Here is an 18,319-nt window from a genome sequence, read left to right as displayed (position 1 = left end):
GGTCATTTTTATACTTATTTTTAAGGCTGGCAGATGTCAGCCTTTTTCTTTTTTTAATGATGACTCACTCAATTTTTCATCTTTCTTTCATAAAGTTTTTGGGGGAAGTTGGACAAAAGATCTATACTATTCCGAGTAGTTATTTAACAGGGAGTTTTTATGCCTGAACGTTCAGCCAATATTAGTACACATGATCCTTTCGGAAGTTTATTAGGTTATGCACCGGGTGGGATTGCGATTTATTCATCAGATTATCATACAGCAGATGAGAAAGAGTATCCGGATGATGCCGCCTTTCGCAGTTATTTGGGAAGAGAGTACATGGGATACAAATGGCAGTGTGTAGAATTTGCACGCCGTTATTTATATCTCAATCATGGCATGGTGTTTACTGATGTAGGAATGGCTTACGAGATCTTTTCTCTACGATTTTTACGTCAAGTGGTGAATGATGCCTTATTACCCTTACAAGCCTTTGCAAATGGTTGCAAACGTAAGCCTGAAGCTGGCGCCCTTTTAATTTGGCAAGAGGGGGGCGAATTTAAACATACGGGGCATGTGGCGATTATTACCGAAGTCTTAGAGGATAAAATCCGCATTGCTGAACAAAACGTGATTCACTCTCGCTTACCTAGTGGACAGCAATGGACGCGTGAATTACCAATGACAGTTTCAGAAACGGGGTATTTTCTGCATGATACCTTTGATGATACCGAAATTTTAGGTTGGATGATCCAAACGGAAGACACCGAATACAGTCTGCCACAGCCAACACCTGAAAAAGAGAAACTTGAAATTCATGCAGAACATATTGAAAACAACGGTCAGTTTGAACACAAATGGCTGAATGAGCAAAATGAATTTGAAGCTGCCTATGTGAAAGCCATGGGCGGGCATAAAGTTAGCCATTCTGACCAATATCGTTACTTTACGATGTCTGAAACAGCACAGCATGAGTTGATTCGTGCAACTAATGAATTACATTTAATGTATTTGCATGCCACAGACAAAGTGTTAAAGGACGATAAGTTATTAGAATATTTCAATATTCCAAAATTATTATGGCCTCGCTTACGTTTATCTTGGCAAAATCGCCGTTATCAAACCATTACGGGGCGTTTAGATTTCTGCATGGATAGTCGTGGATTGAAAGTGTATGAATACAACGCTGATTCAGCCTCTTGTCATGCGGAAGCCGGTGAGTTTATGAATCGATGGGCAATCCAAGGCGGATTGAATATTGGTGAAAATCCTGCTGATGGTTTACGTAATGCATTAGCGGATTGTTGGAAACACAGTGAAGCTACGCCGCTTGTTCATATTATGCAAGATCATGATGATGAAGAAGATTACCACTCATTGTTTATGCGTAATGCACTGGTTCAAGCAGGATTTCAAGCCAAAATTATTCATGGTACAGAGGGGCTACATTGGGATAGTCGTGGTCGTTTAATTGATGATGAAGATAACCAGATAAAAACGGTGTGGAAAACATGGGCTTGGGAAACCATGTTAGAGCAACTTCGTGAAGATGCGACAGGCATGGAAGTGGCTCCACCAATTCGTACGGGATATCCTGAAGATAAAGTGCGGTTAATTGATGTGTTACTTCGTCCAGAAGTCTTAGTTTACGAGCCACTTTGGACAGCCATTCCAAGTAATAAAGCGATCTTACCTGTATTATGGTCATTATTCCCAAATCATCGTTATCTACTTGAAGCGGGATTTGAATTGACACCTGAACTGATTAAAAATGGTTACGCACAAAAACCAATTGCAGGTCGTCGAGGTGATAATGTGAAACTCATTGGCGAGTGTAAATCTGTACTCGATAGCACAGATGGCCGTTTTGATAAGCAGGAAAGTATTTATCAACAACTGTGGTGTTTACCAAAAGTGGAAGACCAATATGTTCAGGTTTGTACTTTCACTGTAGGGGGGCATTATGGTGGTAGTTGTTTACGCTCAGACCCAAGTTTGGTCATTATGGGAAATAGCGATATGCAACCGTTAAGAGTATTATCAGATAAAGATTTCCTTAAGAAATAAAAATAAAATCGGCACTCAATGGGTGCCGATTTGTTATTGTTAATTTATAAAATTATTTTGCTTCTTTGTTATCAGTTGGTTTTTCATCTGTTTTTAACATATCAGCAGGAATAAAAGTTTGTTGTACTTTTGACATATCTGGAAGATGGTGTGCAATCCCTTTGTGACAGTCGATACAGGTTTTGTTTTGTTCCTGTGCAAGTGCGTGCATTTGTTGTGCCACAGTTTTTTGTTGTGAGTAATCCATATCATTAAAGTTATGGCAGTTACGACACTCTTGTGAGTTATTCGCTTTCATACGCGCCCATTCGCGTTCTGCCATTTCTAAACGATGTTTTTCGAATTTTTCTTTAGTATCTACTTTACCCGTAAAGTATGCATAAACTTCAGTCGATGCCTGCATTTTACGAACCATTTTTGGAATGAATTCATGTGGAACGTGACAGTCTGAACAAATTGCTTTCACACCTGAACGGTTACTAAAGTGGATTGACGCTTGGTACTCAGGTACAACGTCATTAGTATGACAGTCTGAACAGAATTGCTCTGTATTGGTTGTCGCCATTCCAGCATTAAACAGGTTAGTGCCAACGATAGTACCAATGATAGTTAATAAAATAACCCCACCAATTGCCATTTTGCTCGGAGAGCGTAACCAACGGCAAACTTTCTGAATGCTTGATTTAATCATGGTTTAGCTCCTTATTTACCTTGCATTTGACGAATAGTTTCAAATTTATTTTGAATAATTGGATTTACGTTAGTTTGCTGAACGTGGCATTGTAAACAGAAATAACGACGTGGTGAGGTACCTTCTGTTTTTTGACCATCACGTGTTAAGAAATGACTCTCAGGAACACGTGGCGCACCCGTTGTTGGGGCAACATCTGGCGCGTGGCAACCTAAACATTGATTCGCATTTTTAGTTACTTGTAAGCCACGAATGCTGTGTGGAACAAGTGGGGGTTGGTTAGGAAAAGTAACAGGAATATTGCCTACATCTTTATAAGGATTATTAAATGCAGGTGCAAGACTTTCTGCTGTTTTATCGATGCTGTTTGCAACTTGTGGTGCATCAGCAAATGCCAATCCACTACATAAAGCCAGCATGAAAATAAATGATTTTTTCATGAAATCCACTCCATTAAATAATTAAATATTTTTAATTTTTATTTGTTTCTCAAAGCGAGAGCCAAATGTAAATACATTTTCTGCGCACACGTCAATACAGCGTCCACAAGTAATACAATCTTTTGCCAATACAATTTGGCTATCTTCCGGTCCACCGTGTAAAGGAAGTCTTAATACTTGCGGCTCTGGGCAAACATTATAACAATCCATACAACGGTCACAGCGATCACGATCGATTACATTAACTTTTATTAAACTTTTACTGCCAATGACACCATAAATCGCACCAATCGGACAAAGGTGACCGCACCAACCATGTTCGGCAACAAGTAAGTCAAATAAAAAGATGACCGCAACTAACCAAAGGGTTGCACCTGTACCAAAAACAAAGATGCGTCCAAGTGCTGCGACAGGGTTTATCCACTCCCATAAGAGCGTCCCCGTTATTGCACTACCAACTAAAATCACGGCTAAAATCACATAGCGCAGTTGACGTGAAATTTTTAATGATTGTCGAATACCTAATTTTCTACGTAACCAAGCTGCAGCATCGGTCACCATATTCATTGGGCAAACCCAACTACAAAAGGCTTTGCTCGCTACGATGGCGTAGAATATAACAATAACCAAGGCGCCAATAATCGTTGTGATTTCAGGTAGGTAACCTGTCGCTAAACTTTCAGCGGTAATCAATGGATCTGTCAATGGCACAGTATCCAAAAGCATGCTTGAGCTGTAGTTGCCTTTTAAAATCCAAACTTGCCAAATCGGGCCACTTAAGAACATCAAAATAATACTTAATTGACTGATTCGACGTAGAATTAAAAAGCGGTAAGCATGCCACCAACCGAGTTTTTTACGAGCTTCTAAGCCAGCATCTTTGGGCTTATTCGGGGTATATTTTTCAGCCATTATTTTACCCCCTTAATGTTTAAGTCCAGATTTGGGAATTGCTCAGCTTCTGGAACTGTCGTTGGATTCGGTACATAATCCATTGTTGCACGATTCGGTGTTGCCACTTTTTGATTTGGTTGAACCTGCATTGGTTGATAAACCGGTTCATGTAAGCCTTCCGGCATACGAGCATCCATTGCTGGACGCAAGCCATCCGGATGTTGTTCCTCAATTAAGGATTTTCCGGCATTTTGTTTTTCTTTCCAGCCTAAGCGATAGTGGCGACCGAGTAATCCTTTGGCGATATCCATCGGTAAGACTTTAATTGCCGCTTCTTCTAACACACAAGCTTGTTCGCATTTACCGCATCCGGTGCAAGCATCAGAGTGAACAGTTGGAATAAGCTTTGCATGAATCCCTGTACGATCATTGTGGATACGTTCAAGTGTAATCGCTTTATCTACTAATGGACAAACGCGATAACACACATCACAACGCAACCCCTGCCAGTTAAGACAAGTTTCATGGTCTAGCAATACGGCTAACCCCATTCTCGCATCATTGATGTCTTTAAGTTCCTCACTTAATGCGCCACTTGGACAAGCATTCATACATGGAATATCCGGACACATTTCGCAAGGTTTATCCCGAGCGATAAAATAAGGCGTGCCCGCTTCCATTGGTGAAATCAGCGAAGCTAAATGCAACATATCATATGGACACGCTTGGACGCATTGTCCGCAGCGGGTACAAGCTGCCAAGAAATCCTTTTCCGGTAAAGCACCAGGTGGGCGTAAGGCGATTCCTTCTTTAGCTTTAGCTTGTTGTTGCTGTAAGCCAAGAATAATACCAACCCCACACACTCCGGCAGCCGTTCTTGTCATATTTTTTAAAAACTGACGACGGTTAGGATCAAGTCTCATCTGCGTTTCCTTTTATAAGCGGCCCGATTTTGTGAAAATGTTGCAAAATTTGACCGCTCTTATTTTAAATTCCCTTCTCTTTAAAGAGAGGAGTGACTAGAAACGAAAGGAAAATCCTACGCTTTTTCCACTTTTACAGCACATTTTTTGAAGTCGGTTTCGCCTGAAATTGGATCGGTTGCATCCAATGTTAATTTGTTAGCAAGCTGACCCGCATCAAAGAAGGTGGTGTAAATTAAGCCCTGAGGACATTTGTTACGACCACGGGTATCTAAGTAAGAAACCATTTCACCACGACGTGTAATTAATTTCACTTTATCCCCATGACGTAAGCCATATTTTTTCGCATCCGCTGGGTGCATCCAAACTAAGTTATTCGGGAACGCACGGTGTAGTTCAGGTACACGACGAGTCATGGTACCGGTATGCCAGTGTTCAAGTACACGACCAGTACATAACCATAATGGATATTCTTCATCCGGTGATTCTGCAGGGTCTTCATAAGGCACACCTAAGATAATTGCTTTTTTATCCGGATAACCGTAGAACGCAACATCTTCGCCTGCTTTAACGTACGGGTCAAAGCCTTCACGGTAACGCCATAAGGTTTCTTTACCGTCAACAACCGGCCAACGTAAACCACGTACTTGGTGGTAAGTATCAAATGGTGCTAAGTCATGACCATGACCACGTCCGAAGTCAGCGTATTCTTCGAATAAACCTTTTTGTAGGTAGTAACCAAAGTGATCGGCTTCATCATTGATGTATCCCGGAACATCTGTTGGTACTTTAAATTTGTTTACTTCACCATTTTCGTAAAGCACTTCGTATAAGGTTTTGCCACGGTATTCTGGCATTTGAGCTAATAATTCTTCGCCCCATACTTCATCCGTTTTGAAATATTTAGCAAATTCAACAATTTGCCATAAGTCAGAGCGAGACTCACCTGGACCTTTCACTTGTTGACGCCATAACTGAGTGCGACGTTCTGCATTACCGTAGCCCCCTTCTTTTTCTACCCACATACAAGTTGGAAGAATTAAGTCAGCGGCAACCGCAGAAACGGATGGGTAAGGGTCTGAAACAACAATGAAGTTTTCAGGGTTACGCCAACCAGGGAAAATTTCCTCGTTAATATTCGGACCACCTTGCATGTTATTGGTACAAAGTTGCCATAAGAAGTTTAATTTACCATCTTTTAATGCACGACTTTGTTGCACAGCTGCGTATCCAGGAACAGTTGGAATGGTACCTTTTGGTAATTTCCATTTTTTCTCAGTGATTTCAACGTGTTTAGGATTGGTTACCACCATGTCCGCTGGTAAACGGTGAACGAAAGTACCCACTTCACGCGCTGTACCACAAGCTGAAGGTTGACCCGTTAATGAGAACGGACCACAACCTGGTTTAGAAATTTTACCGGTTAATAAGTGTACGTTATAGATCATATGGTTAACCCATACAGCACGAGTGTGTTGGTTAGCGCCCATTGTCCAGTAAGATACTAAGTTCTGTTCTGGATCCGCGTACATTTTCGCGAGGGTTTCAAGCTGATCTTTTGGTACACCAGAAATACGGTGTGCTTCGTCTAATGTATAAGGTGCAACGATTTTCTTGAATTCTTCGAAGTCAGAGTCATACATTTTACCTGCAGTTTTACGGTTTTTCGCTGCAACTTCAAGTGGGTGTTCTGGACGTAGACCATAACCGATATCAGTTTCACCACGTTTGAATTTAGTATGTTTATTAACGAAGTCCCAGTTTACTTTATCGTTTTGGATAATGTAGTTTGCAATGTAGTTAAGGATTGCAAGGTCTGCATGTGGATTAAATACGATAGGCACATCAGCTAATTCAAACGAACGGTGTTCGAATGTTGACATAACTACAACTTTCACGTTATCAGAAGAAAGACGACGGTCAGAAATACGAGACCATAAAATTGGGTGCATTTCCGCCATGTTTGAACCCCAAAGCACAAATGCATCGGTTTTCTCGATATCGTTATAGCAACCCATTGGTTCATCCATACCGAATGTACGCATAAACGCAACCGCTGCAGACGCCATACAGTGACGAGCATTAGGATCGATAGTATTTGAACGAAGACCAGCTTTCCAAAGTTTTACTTTTGCATAGCCTTCATAAATAGTCGTTTGACCAGAAGAGAACATCCCTACAGCATTTGGTTCTTTTTTCTTCAAGATGTCTTTGATTTTTTCCGCCATGATAGTGAAAGCTTGATCCCAAGAAACCGGTGTAAAGTCACCTTCTTTATGGAATTTGCCATCTTTCATACGTAGTAACGGAGTTTGTACACGGTCTGCACCGTACATGATTTTAGAAAGGAAGTAACCTTTGATACAGTTTAAACCGCGGTTTACTTCTGCATCTGGGTCACCTTGAGTTGCGACAACTCGACCATCTTTGGTTCCTACCAATACGCTACATCCTGTACCACAGAAACGGCATGGGGCTTTATCCCATTTGATGCCCATATCTTCGGTCGCATTAACCTGTTTAACAGGGATGGTCATACCGGCAGCCGCTGCCGCTGCAAGTGCAGCATTGGCTTTCATAAAATCTCTACGATTAAGTTCCATAGTTTTCCCCACTCGTTGTTGAATTTTTTAGAATATACAAAAGAGTATGTATTCCTAAATTATTTATTTTTCATCTAAGTAATTAGAAATTAAAGAAACGACAATTACTCCTGGGATATCTTTAATTTCATCCATAAGATCCGCTAATGCTAATTGACGGTTACTTTCAAGGGTGACCACCAATTTGCCTTCATCAGATTTTTCGCCATGAATCTCAGCGGTTGGAATCGCTAAAATGGCTTCTTTGACTTGGTTAAGTTTTTCTGGTCTGGCTTGCACAACAATGCTGCATACATACCAGTTCTCATTTTCGCTAAATTGACTCATCGATATTTGTTTCAATATTAAAAATTTTTATTGCTTTTGTTGGGCAAACACTTAGGCAAGCGCCACAACCATTACAGCTTTCTAAATCTAAAATGGGTTTTGCCACACCACCAAGCTGTAATTGAAAACGGATGGCATTCATCGGACAGCTATCTTGGCAACTTCGACATTCCACTCGATTTTCTGTGAGGCACTGCGTTGTAATCTCAACTTTATGTGCCCAAGGCTCTTCTTCTAATGAGCGAAAAATCGGTTGTTCGCAGACTAAAACACATTTTTGACAGAAAGTGCACTCACCTTTGTCAAATTGTATTTTAGGAAAGCCGCCATCACCTTTTACGATAATTTGGGTTTCACATACCAGTATGCAATCACCGCATCGAGTACATTTATCTGTAAAGTCTGCTTCGTTTACCGACCAAGGTGGACGGATAGCATTTATACCTTGAATTTTAGCGTTTTCAGAATGTAACGATTGTAAAAATTGCCCACGTAATAATTGTCTGCGAGAAGGATTTTCAATCGCCATATTTTTCTTTAAAGTTCGGTGTTTTCAAGGGGAGCATTATCGAGCTCCAATAACAAAATAGTAACTACCTAAAAGGAGTAATTTTTAAGAAATATACACTTTTCTTGAGGTAGATCAAGGATATTTTGAAAAGAAATTAGAAGTGTAAATAAATTGTTAAAAAATAAGTGAAAATGATTATTAAATAGGGCGGATGATCCGCCCTGAGTGTGCTTAAAATATTATGCGTTTTTTGTTGGGTAATCCCACCAAATATCGAATAATTCGCTGATTTCGATTTGTTGCAATTTATTCTCTTCTAACCATTTTTGTACTAATTGGCGATGGCTTTCATCACATTTACCGATTTTCTCTAAGCAAACTAAGCCTTCCCAATGCAAATAGCCGCTACCTTCATAAGCTAAGCCGTTTGGTTGAATCACTTCAGCAATAAAACGATCAACGGTTTCATCGATAGTTTCGATGCTGGTTCCTTCAGCAAATTGCCAATTCACTAAAAAGCCTAATTCTTGGAATTCAGCTAAGTGAAGTTTTTTACGTTGACGTTGATTACGAGTTTTCATTTTCGATTTTCTCCTATATTAAGGTAATGGGTATAGTCATCATCTCGATGATTATTTTTTCTTAAAGTATAAATCCCACACACCGTGACCTAAACGATGACCGCGCGCCTCAAATTTTGTAAGAGGGCGGAAATCAGGACGTGGAATATAATCTTGTTCGGCAGTATTGACTAAATTTTCATTGGCTGAAAGCACTTCGAGCATTTGTTCTGCATAGTTTTCCCAGTCCGTTGCCATATGAATAAAGCCATTTGGTTGCAATTTTTGGACGACTTGCTCTACAAAGTGCGGTTGAACAATACGGCGTTTATGATGTTTCGCTTTGTGCCAAGGATCAGGGAAGAAAAGTTGTAAACCGCCTAATTCGCCGTCTTTCACACAATCACGTAAAATTTCAGTGGCATCATGGCAAATCACGCGAAGGTTTTTCACGCCTTTTTCTACCGCATAAGCAATACAGGCACCCACACCAGGCGTGTGCACTTCAATACCGAGATAATTTTTATCAGGATTCGCTTCAGCCATATCCACTAAAGATTTCCCCATTCCGAAGCCAATTTCTAATATAATGGGATTTGTATTGCCATAAATCGCGGCAAAATCAAAAGGAGCGTTTTGATAATCTAATCCAAGATCAGGCCAGTGATCGTTCATCATGTTTTTTTGAAAATCACTTAAGCGACCGGTCCGCAATACAAAGCTACGAACTTTACGTTTATAACGACCATCTTCTGTAAATTCAGCCGTTTCAACGGTTTTACGTTTTTGATCAGCAAAGGTTTTTTGCTCTTCTGTCATGGTTTTTATTTGCTTAATTAAAATTGGCGGCGATTATACACTAAAAGGCAAGGTTGTGGGATTTTTCCACCTAATTCCCGTATAATAGCGAAAATTTTTAATTGTTTTTTTGTTATGAATATTGTCCGAGTTGCATTAGCCGTACCGCTTCCCCGATTTTTTGATTATCTCTATTCGCCCGACTTGACGCCAATCGTTGGTGGACGAGTATTGGTGCCTTTTGGTTCGCAAAAACGAGTCGGGATCGTGGTAGATTTGCCAGCTTCTTCGGATGTAGCAAAAGAAAAGTTAAAACCGATTATTGATGTACTTGATGCTGAATCACTCTTTAATTCGACAACTTGGGATTGGTTGGCTTGGTCCGCTAATTATTATCGTGCAGCATTAGGCGATGTGTTGTTTCAAGCCTTGCCAGTCAAACTTCGTAATGGAGAAAGTGCGGTTAAAAATGACCGCACTTTTTGGCGTATTACGGACCTTGGAAAACAAGCGTTAGAATTGGGTGCATTAAAACGCGCTAAAAAACAAATTGAAGCCTTAAATTTGTTGCTAACGCAAGATCTAGAAAAAGGTAACAATGAAATCAGTTCCGCAATTTGGTCAGCCCTTAAAGGCAAAGATTATGTGGAAGAGATTATTGTGCCTACTGAACAAAAAAGTTGGCAGCAAGCGCTAGGGGATAATCCTTTAGTTAATCTTGATAACCGATTGACCTTAAACAAGCAACAAGCCCTTGCATTTAGCCAATTGCTTTTCCAAGAAGGCTTTAATGTGTGGTTGTTAGAGGGCGTGACTGGTTCAGGTAAAACTGAAATTTACCTGCAATACATTGAAGAAGTCTTAAAGAAAGGCAAACAGGTTTTAGTGCTTGTTCCTGAAATTGGGCTTACCCCTCAGACCGTGAGACGGTTCCAAGCTCGCTTTAATGTAGAAATTGATGTATTGCATTCCAACCTGAATGATACGCAGCGTTTAAATGTTTGGGAGCGAGCAAGAACAGGACAGAGTGCAATCGTGATTGGTACAAGATCGGCGCTCTTCACCCAGTTTTCAGATCTCGGCTTAATCATTTTAGATGAAGAGCATGACGGCTCGTTTAAACAGCAAGATGGCTGGCGTTATCATGCGAGAGATTTAGGCATTGTTTTAGCGCAAAAACTCAATATTCCTATTTTGTTAGGTTCTGCGACCCCAAGTTTGGAAAGTGTGAATAACGTACAAAATGGTAAATATCATCATTTGGTGCTATCAAAAAGGGCCGGAAATGCGACCGCACTTCGCCAGTTTGTGATTGATTTAAAACATCAACGAATTCAAAACGGCTTATCCGAACCGTTATTGAAACGTATGCAAGAACACTTAGAAAAAGGTAACCAAGTGTTGTTATTCCTTAATCGACGTGGATTTGCGCCTGTGTTGTTATGTCATGAATGTGGTTGGATTGATGAGTGTCATCATTGCGAAAAACCTTATACTTATCACCAACACCAGCGTGTTTTACGCTGCCATCATTGTGGCGCACAAAAAACAGTGCCGATGCAATGTGGTCATTGTGGTTCAACGCATTTAGTCACAACGGGGTTAGGCACTGAACAACTGGAGGAAACCTTAAAAGTACGTTTCCCACAATATAATATTGCTCGTATCGATCGTGATAGCACAGCACGAAAAGGCAAGCTTGAAGGTTATTTAGAGGATATTCAGCAAGGTAAAAGTCAGATTTTAATTGGCACCCAAATGTTAGCCAAAGGACACCATTTTCCGAATGTCACTTTGGTTGCTTTAGTGAATGTAGATAATGCCTTATTTTCCCTTGATTTCAGAGCCGAAGAACGTTTAGCGCAGCTTTATGTACAAGTTGCAGGACGCTCAGGCAGAGCCGAAAAACAAGGCGAAGTGGTTTTGCAGACGCATTATCCGGATCACCCGTTATTAACTACCTTACTTGAAAAGGGCTATCAAGCCTTTGCAGAAGAAACCTTGAAGTTGCGGCATAATATGGGCTTGCCTCCGTTTAGTTTCCAAGCGTTGTTTAAAGCACAATGTCGTCATTCTGAAGAGGCGGAAAATGCATTGTCGCAATTAGCCTCTTTCTTCTATGAACAAAAAATAGAAGGCTTGCAAGTGTTGGGGCCGATTCCCGCACCGTTCAGCAAAAAAGCAGGGCAGTATCGTTGGCAGTTATTATTACAGCACGCTTCTCGGAAACAATTACAGGCGGCATTGAGTCGATATTCACCAGAGCTGATAAAGTCTTCTCAAGTGCGGTTAATTTTAGACGTGGATCCATTGGATTTGAGTTAGCAAAAATTCCCTAGAAAAATGCACTGTTTTTCAGTAGAATTAAGCGTTTTTTATACTCTAAGTTTAATTTATCGAATATTTTAGGATTTTATCGTGGCTCATCGAGATTTTGCCGGTCGAAGCGGCTCAAAAAATAATAAAAAGAAAGCAAAGAAAAGTTTTAATCGTAATACCTTAATTGTTTTTGCGTTGGTGGCGGTATTAGGTTTTGGGTTAGGGCTTTACTTCTTAAAAAGTAAAACACCAGCACCAGTAGTGACGACAAATGTTCAGCCGGAAAAACCGCAACCGAAAAGTGTGTTACCAAATCGTCCAGAAGAAGTATGGCACTATATTAAAGAATTAGAAACCCGTACGGTGCCGGTGGATAATAATCCTTCTTCTGTTGAAAAAAATATGCGTTTGACGGAAGAGCAGCGTCAAGTGCTGATTCAAATGGAAAAGGAGCAAAAAGCGGCAGAAGAAGCGAAAAAATTAGAAGCTCAACGTAAAGAGCAAGAAGCGGCGAATGCAGAAAAAGCCGCGGCTCAAGCACAGCAAGCTCAACCAGCACAGACAGCTCAAACTCAGCTAGCTCAGCAAACAGCAAACCCAGAAGCGAAAAAGCCTGAGCCAGTTAAAAAAACAGAGCCAGTTAAAAAGCCTGAACCGCCGAAAAAAGTAGAAGTGGTGAAAGCTGAACCCGCAAAAACGGAACCTGCTAAAACTGAGCAACCGAAAAAAGTAGAACCGAAACCCGCTGAACAACAAGTACAGGCTGGCGGCAAAAAATTCGGTTTACAATGTGGAGCATTTAAAAATCGTGCACAAGCAGAAAGCTTACAAGGTCGTCTAGCGATGGCTGGCGTAAATGCACAAATTGCGACAAGTGAAGAATGGAACCGCGTACGAGTGGGACCATTTGGTAGTCGAGATGCCGCAACAGCAGCACAAGATAAAGCAAAATCAGTGGCGAGTTGCGTAGTGATTGGAATGTAATTCAGAATTTAAAAGTGCGGTTAAAAATAACCGCACTTTTTTTATATTTTCACTTGCCAAAAAACGAAAAATCAATAAAATGAACGTTTATTCATTTTTGATATTCATCTTAAATGACCTTTCTCATATATAACCCTAAGAATTTAATTTTTTATTATGCGACAAGTAAAAGCCTCTAAAACGAAGCTTGATGTCAGCGAGCAGATCTTTGATGCAACAGATCGTCTTATGGCAAAAGAAGGATTACATCATCTTTCTATGCATAAGTTAGCCAAGGAAGCAGGCATCGCAGCGGGCACGATTTATCTTTATTTTAAGAGTAAAGACGAGTTATTAGCACAATTTGCTCGTCGAGTGTTCAATAAGTTTGTTATGGCGATTGAAGAAGGTTTTGATGAAAATCAACCTTTTTTCGAACAATACAGAAAAATGTGGTGGAATATTTGGCATTTTCTTCAAGAAAATCCAACGGTTTTGTCAAATATGAACCAGTATAAATCTTTGCTGGAGTTTATTGAAACCTGCAAAGAAATGGAGCATTCGTGCTGGGATCAGTTTTGTCTCAATGGACAAGCAGCAAATGTGTTAGCTAATTTAGAACCTCGAATTTTATTTTTGCTGAGTCTAGATACTGCAATAGTTTTAGCCTCAGATAACAAATTTCTCGGTATAGCGGTTACCGATGTTGTGTTAGAATCTGTCATTGAACGCTCTTGGCGTGCAATTCAGAAATAGTCATTTTATTGTCTTAATGGAGTTTTCCAAATGAGTATAACTCAAACTGATAAACCAAAGCGTTCACACGTTTTCTTTTTGAAATTAGCGTTAGGCGTATTTGTGTTAATTTTTGCAGCAATGATTTTCCTTAATCAAATGAAGGCAAAAGGCATTGCTGATTTCTTAGCAAATAAACCAGAAACAGCCTCTCCTGTGACTGCAATGACAGTTAAGGCTTCAGAATGGACGCCAATCATTGAAACGACAGGTCTTGTTCGTCCGAATCAAGGGGCAATGTTAAGCGCTCAAAGTGCAGGAACGGTGTCTAAAGTGCTCGTGCAAAATGGCCAAAGCGTGAAAAAGGGTGATTTGTTAGTTGAGTTAGATAGTTCCGTTGAGCGTGCAAGCTTACAAGCGGCTCAAGCTCAAGTGGTGTCATTACGTCAAACTTATCAACGTTATGCAAACCTTGCAGGCAGCGGTGCCGTTTCTCGTCAAGAATTAGATAACGCAAAATCAGCTTATGAAGCACAAGCGGCAAATATTGAGTCATTAAAAGCAACCATTGAGCGTCGCCAAATCGTCGCGCCATTTGATGGTAAAGCGGGTATCGTGAAAGTGAATGTTGGTCAGTATGTTTCAAACGGTACTGAAATTGTGCGTGTGGAAGATCGTTCTTCAATGAAAGTCGATTTTGCGATTGCTCAAAACCTATTAGATAAATTGCATATTGGTCAAAAAGTAACGGCTACGGCAGACGCACGTAAAGGTGAAACCTTTGCAGCAAAGGTTACCGCAATTGAGCCTGCAATTAATTCTTCAACGGGTTTAGTCGATGTTCAAGCAACGTTTGAACCAGAAGATGGTGCAAAATTATTATCCGGAATGTTTACTCGCTTAAATGTGGCTTTACCAACTGAACATAACCAAATCGTTGTGCCACAAGTGGCAGTGAGCTACAACATGTATGGCGAATCGCTTTATATTTTGACCGCACTTTCCGATGAAGATATTGAGAAATTAGGCGGCGCAGAAAAAGCGGCGAATATGTACCGTGCAAAATCAATCACTGTATTTACGAAAGATCGTCAAGGTATTTATGCACAATTAAAAGGCGATGAAGTGAAAGTCGGCGATAAAATTGTGACCGGCGGTCAGCAAAACTTAAGTAACGGTGCATTAGTCTCTGTTGCAGATAAAGCGGGCGTAGGTACTGAACAACCTGCGAATAAAACGAATCTTTAATTAGGAAAAGCGAATGAAATTTACCGATATATTTATTCGTCGTCCTGTTTTGGCGGTTTCGATTAGCTTGTTAATCATTATTTTAGGATTACAAGCGATCTCGAAATTGGCTGTGCGCGAATATCCGAAAATGACCACAACGGTAATTACGGTGACCACCGCATATCCAGGTGCAGATGCAAACTTAATTCAGGCATTTGTGACCTCGAAAATTGAAGAAGCGGTAGCACAAGCAGACAATGTGGACTATATGTCTTCAAGCTCTAGCCCAAGCACTTCAACAGTCACCGTAAAAATGAAATTAAATACCGATCCGAATGCAGCCTTGGCAGATGTGTTAGCCAAAGTTAACTCGGTTCGTTCTGAATTGCCAAGTGGTATTGAAGATCCAACGGTTTCTTCCTCTACAGGTGGTTCGGGAATTATGTATATTAGTTTCCGTTCTAACAAACTTGATGCAAGCCAAGTGACTGACTATATTCAACGCGTAGTCAAACCTCAGTTCTTTACTGTTGAAGGGGTCGCGAGTGTTGATGTTTTTGGTGCATCTGAGTATGCACTGCGTATTTGGTTAGATCCTGAAAAAATGGCGGCTCAAAACCTTTCGGCTACAACTGTGATGTCAGCATTAGCGGCGAATAACGTGCAAACGGCAGCAGGTAATGATAATGGCTATTTTGTGACCTATAAAAACAAAGTAGAAACTACGACAAAATCGGTTGAAGAATTAAGCAACTTAATTGTGACATCAAACGGTGATAAGTTAGTACGTTTACGCGATATCGCTGATATTGAATTAAATAAATCAAGCGATAGCTCACGTGCGGTAGCGAATGGCGCAGATTCCGTTGTATTAGCGATTAATCCAACTTCGTCAGCAAACCCATTAACGGTAGCTGCGAAAGTGCGTCCGCTATATGACAGTATTAAAAATAATCTGCCGGATGCTATTGAATCTGACATCTTATATGACCGTACAATTGCGATTAATAACTCCATTAATGAAGTAATCAAAACGATTGTTGAGGCAACGCTGATCGTGTTGGTGGTGATTACCATGTTTATTGGTTCATTCCGTGCGATTTTAATCCCGGTTATCACCATTCCGATTTCATTAATCGGGGTAATTATGTTGCTTCAATCATTTGATTTCTCTATTAACTTGATGACTTTGCTGGCATTGGTTCTAGCCATTGGTTTGGTGGTGGATGATGCGATTGTGGTATTGGAAAACGTAGACCGCCACATTAAGTTAGGTGAAACACCATTCCGTGCGGCGATTATTGGTACGCGTGAAATTGCCGTTCCGGTTATTTCCATGACTATAGCCTTGATTGCGGTATATTCTCCAATGGCGTTAATGGGCGGTATTACGGGTACGTTGTTTAAAGAGTTTGCTTTAACCCTTGCTGGAGCAGTATTTATTTCCGGTATCGTAGCATTAACGCTTTCACCAATGATGACCAGTAAATTGCTGAAATCCAACGAGGCTCCAAGTAAATTGGAACAACGAGTAGAGCATACCCTTAGTAAAGTGAATGCAGCTTATGCGTATGTACTTGATTTGGTGATGGTAAACCGTAAATGTATGTTGATGTTTGCGGCAATCATTTTTGCAACCTTACCAGTGTTGTTTAAATCACTTTCAAGTGAATTAACACCAACGGAAGACAAAGGCGCATTTTTGGCAATCGGTTCTGCACCGTCTAACGTAAACGTGGATTATGTGCAAAATGCGATGACACCTTATCAAGAGATTTTAAAAAATACGCCAGAAGTGCAGTTTGCCATGACGATTTCAGGCGCACCAACTTCTAACCAATCTTTAAACGTTGTGACTTTAAAAGATTGGAAAGAACGCTCAAAAAGCCAAACAGCTATCATGAATGAGTTGAATGAAAAAGCGAAATCCATTCCTGAAGTGTCTGTACAAGGCTTTGCGTTCCCAGAAATTGATACAGGGGAGCAAGGTCCTCCAATTGGTTTTGTGATCAGCACATCACAAGACTATGGTGATTTAGCAAATGTGGCGGGTAAATTCTTAGAAGATATGCAAAAATCCAGTAAGTTCGTTTATACCAATCTTGATCTTAAATTTGATACTGCTCAAATGCGTATTAAGATTGACCGTGAAAAAGCGGGGACTTACGGCATTACGATGCAACAAATCAGCCGTACATTAGGGAGTTTCTTATCTGCCGCAACCATTGAACGTGTGGATATTGATGGTCGAGCTTACAAAATTATTTCTCAAGTAAAACGTGACAATCGTTTATCGCCAGAAAGTTTTAATAAGTATTACATCACCGCAGCAAATGGTACTTCTGTGCCATTAAGCAGCTTGGTGACGGCTACATTGGAACCGCAACCAAGTACATTGCCTCGTTTCAGTCAGTTAAACTCTGCGGTGATTAGTGCTGTACCGATGCCAGGTACTTCAATTGGTGATGCGATCCAATGGTTACAGGACAATGCGAAAAATACGTTACCACAGGGTTATAACTATGACTTTAAAAGTGAAGCGCGTCAGTTAGTACAAGAAGGTAATGCACTTGCTGTAACGTTCTTACTTGCGGTAGTGATTATTTTCTTAGTCTTGGCGATTCAGTTTGAATCAATTCGCGATCCAATCGTGATTATGATTTCTGTGCCGTTAGCCGTGAGTGGCGCATTGTTAGCCTTAAATGCTTTCGGATTTATTGGTATTGCAGGGACAACGCTAAATATCTACTCACAGGTTGGTTTGATTACCTTAGTTGGTCTTATCACAAAACACGGTATTTTAATGTGTGAAGTAGCGAAAGAAGAGCAGTTAAATCATGGTAAAACGCGTGTTGAAGCGATTACCGAAGCGGCTAAAGTACGTTTACGTCCAATTCTGATGACAACCGCAGCGATGATTGCAGGTCTTGTACCGTTGCTTTATGCAACAGGTGCGGGTGCGGTATCTCGTTTCAGTATTGGTATCGTTATCGTGGCAGGTTTGGCAATCGGTACATTGTTTACCTTGTTCGTGTTGCCAGTGATTTATTCTTACATTGCAAGCGAACACAAACCGTTACCAGTGTTTGATGAAAATGTAAAACCAATTGAAGGTCACATTAACGAACAACATTAATTGAAAATACGATAAAAACAAACCGCACTTTGATTTTTCAAGTGCGGTTTTCTTTTAGAGATTAAAAAAGCGAACATGATGTTCGCTTTTTATTTATGAAAGTGCGGTCAACTTTTTAACCGTTTTTATTAACCGTTTTT

Annotated in this window: 15 protein-coding genes; 6 read left to right on the top strand and 9 right to left on the bottom strand. The window is 40.5% G+C overall.

Annotated features, from left to right (window positions below; genetic code table 11):
• The first annotated feature begins 159 nt into the window (after positions 1-159).
• Positions 160-2,049, top strand: coding sequence for a bifunctional glutathionylspermidine amidase/synthase (gene gss, locus HMPREF2732_RS05015; RefSeq protein WP_070591677.1), 1,890 nt, complete (start codon positions 160-162; stop codon positions 2,047-2,049).
• 52 nt (positions 2,050-2,101) lie between these two features.
• On the opposite strand, the gene HMPREF2732_RS05010 is transcribed toward gss, so the two are convergent.
• The 9 genes from HMPREF2732_RS05010 to trmB form a co-directional block, all read right to left on the bottom strand.
• On the bottom strand, positions 2,102-2,740 hold the full coding sequence (locus tag HMPREF2732_RS05010; RefSeq protein WP_070591674.1) for a NapC/NirT family cytochrome c: 639 nt from the start codon (positions 2,738-2,740) through the stop codon (positions 2,102-2,104).
• An 11-nt stretch (positions 2,741-2,751) separates the two neighbouring features.
• Complete coding sequence (locus HMPREF2732_RS05005) at positions 2,752-3,180, bottom strand: nitrate reductase cytochrome c-type subunit (protein ID WP_049365639.1); 429 nt, start codon at positions 3,178-3,180, stop codon at positions 2,752-2,754.
• A 21-nt stretch (positions 3,181-3,201) separates the two neighbouring features.
• Complete coding sequence (gene napH / locus HMPREF2732_RS05000) at positions 3,202-4,092, bottom strand: quinol dehydrogenase ferredoxin subunit NapH (RefSeq protein ID WP_070591672.1); 891 nt, start codon at positions 4,090-4,092, stop codon at positions 3,202-3,204.
• Positions 4,092-4,997: a ferredoxin-type protein NapG gene (gene napG, locus HMPREF2732_RS04995; RefSeq protein ID WP_070591670.1), complete on the bottom strand. Its 906-nt coding sequence runs from the start codon at positions 4,995-4,997 to the stop codon at positions 4,092-4,094. Before napG ends, napH begins: the two co-directional genes overlap by 1 nt.
• A 116-nt stretch (positions 4,998-5,113) precedes the next feature.
• Complete coding sequence (gene napA, locus HMPREF2732_RS04990) at positions 5,114-7,600, bottom strand: nitrate reductase catalytic subunit NapA (protein WP_070591667.1); 2,487 nt, start codon at positions 7,598-7,600, stop codon at positions 5,114-5,116.
• A gap of 63 nt (positions 7,601-7,663) precedes the next feature.
• Positions 7,664-7,927, bottom strand: coding sequence for a chaperone NapD (locus tag HMPREF2732_RS04985; protein ID WP_049367905.1), 264 nt, complete (start codon positions 7,925-7,927; stop codon positions 7,664-7,666).
• Positions 7,914-8,456 (bottom strand): ferredoxin-type protein NapF, encoded by a 543-nt coding sequence (gene napF, locus HMPREF2732_RS04980; RefSeq protein ID WP_070591664.1) that lies wholly within the window; start codon positions 8,454-8,456, stop codon positions 7,914-7,916. The genes HMPREF2732_RS04985 and napF overlap by 14 nt, the downstream gene beginning before the upstream one ends.
• A gap of 221 nt (positions 8,457-8,677) precedes the next feature.
• Positions 8,678-9,019: a YggL family protein gene (locus HMPREF2732_RS04975; RefSeq protein ID WP_005696799.1), complete on the bottom strand. Its 342-nt coding sequence runs from the start codon at positions 9,017-9,019 to the stop codon at positions 8,678-8,680.
• A 51-nt stretch (positions 9,020-9,070) separates the two neighbouring features.
• Positions 9,071-9,817, bottom strand: coding sequence for a tRNA (guanosine(46)-N7)-methyltransferase TrmB (gene trmB, locus HMPREF2732_RS04970; RefSeq protein ID WP_049363243.1), 747 nt, complete (start codon positions 9,815-9,817; stop codon positions 9,071-9,073).
• Between the two features lie 114 nt (positions 9,818-9,931).
• On the opposite strand from trmB, the gene priA reads away from it, so the two are divergent.
• The 5 genes from priA to HMPREF2732_RS04945 all read left to right on the top strand — a co-directional run bounded on the left by priA (position 9,932) and on the right by HMPREF2732_RS04945 (position 18,179).
• Positions 9,932-12,121, top strand: coding sequence for a primosomal protein N' (gene priA / locus HMPREF2732_RS04965; protein ID WP_070591661.1), 2,190 nt, complete (start codon positions 9,932-9,934; stop codon positions 12,119-12,121).
• A gap of 93 nt (positions 12,122-12,214) precedes the next feature.
• On the top strand, positions 12,215-13,099 hold the full coding sequence (gene ftsN, locus HMPREF2732_RS04960) for a cell division protein FtsN (RefSeq protein WP_070591656.1): 885 nt from the start codon (positions 12,215-12,217) through the stop codon (positions 13,097-13,099).
• A 156-nt stretch (positions 13,100-13,255) separates the two neighbouring features.
• The gene (locus tag HMPREF2732_RS04955; RefSeq protein ID WP_049363238.1) at positions 13,256-13,834 is read left to right on the top strand and encodes a TetR/AcrR family transcriptional regulator; all 579 of its coding nucleotides are present in this window, start codon (positions 13,256-13,258) and stop codon (positions 13,832-13,834) included.
• A 30-nt stretch (positions 13,835-13,864) separates the two neighbouring features.
• Positions 13,865-15,061: a multidrug efflux RND transporter periplasmic adaptor subunit AcrA gene (locus HMPREF2732_RS04950; protein ID WP_049363237.1), complete on the top strand. Its 1,197-nt coding sequence runs from the start codon at positions 13,865-13,867 to the stop codon at positions 15,059-15,061.
• 13 nt (positions 15,062-15,074) lie between these two features.
• A complete protein-coding gene (locus HMPREF2732_RS04945; RefSeq protein WP_070591652.1) occupies positions 15,075-18,179 on the top strand; it encodes a multidrug efflux RND transporter permease subunit AcrB in 3,105 nt (1,034 codons plus the stop codon).
• Positions 18,180-18,319: the final 140 nt, after the last annotated feature.

The sequence above is a fragment of the Haemophilus sp. HMSC061E01 genome, assembly GCF_001810345.1.
In the GTDB taxonomy this organism is placed as follows: Bacteria; Pseudomonadota; Gammaproteobacteria; order Enterobacterales; family Pasteurellaceae; genus Haemophilus_D.
Note: the sequence above shows the minus strand (reverse complement) of the source record. Positions and strands in the feature narration are given on the sequence as shown.

Bases quoted from the DNA above. Each gene is read 5' to 3' on its own strand.
- priA (WP_070591661.1), top strand. From the start codon at position 9,932: ATGAATATTGTCCGAGTTGCATTAGCCGTACCGCTTCCCCGATTTTTT.
- napF (WP_070591664.1), bottom strand. From the start codon at position 8,456: ATGGCGATTGAAAATCCTTCTCGCAGACAATTATTACGTGGGCAATTT.
- napA (WP_070591667.1), bottom strand. From the start codon at position 7,600: ATGGAACTTAATCGTAGAGATTTTATGAAAGCCAATGCTGCACTTGCA.
- napG (WP_070591670.1), bottom strand. From the start codon at position 4,997: ATGAGACTTGATCCTAACCGTCGTCAGTTTTTAAAAAATATGACAAGA.
- HMPREF2732_RS05005 (WP_049365639.1), bottom strand. From the start codon at position 3,180: ATGAAAAAATCATTTATTTTCATGCTGGCTTTATGTAGTGGATTGGCA.
- HMPREF2732_RS05010 (WP_070591674.1), bottom strand. From the start codon at position 2,740: ATGATTAAATCAAGCATTCAGAAAGTTTGCCGTTGGTTACGCTCTCCG.
- napH (WP_070591672.1), bottom strand. From the start codon at position 4,092: ATGGCTGAAAAATATACCCCGAATAAGCCCAAAGATGCTGGCTTAGAA.
- gss (WP_070591677.1), top strand. From the start codon at position 160: ATGCCTGAACGTTCAGCCAATATTAGTACACATGATCCTTTCGGAAGT.
- HMPREF2732_RS04985 (WP_049367905.1), bottom strand. From the start codon at position 7,927: ATGAGTCAATTTAGCGAAAATGAGAACTGGTATGTATGCAGCATTGTT.
- trmB (WP_049363243.1), bottom strand. From the start codon at position 9,817: ATGACAGAAGAGCAAAAAACCTTTGCTGATCAAAAACGTAAAACCGTT.
- HMPREF2732_RS04955 (WP_049363238.1), top strand. From the start codon at position 13,256: ATGCGACAAGTAAAAGCCTCTAAAACGAAGCTTGATGTCAGCGAGCAG.
- HMPREF2732_RS04950 (WP_049363237.1), top strand. From the start codon at position 13,865: ATGAGTATAACTCAAACTGATAAACCAAAGCGTTCACACGTTTTCTTT.
- HMPREF2732_RS04945 (WP_070591652.1), top strand. From the start codon at position 15,075: ATGAAATTTACCGATATATTTATTCGTCGTCCTGTTTTGGCGGTTTCG.
- HMPREF2732_RS04975 (WP_005696799.1), bottom strand. From the start codon at position 9,019: ATGAAAACTCGTAATCAACGTCAACGTAAAAAACTTCACTTAGCTGAA.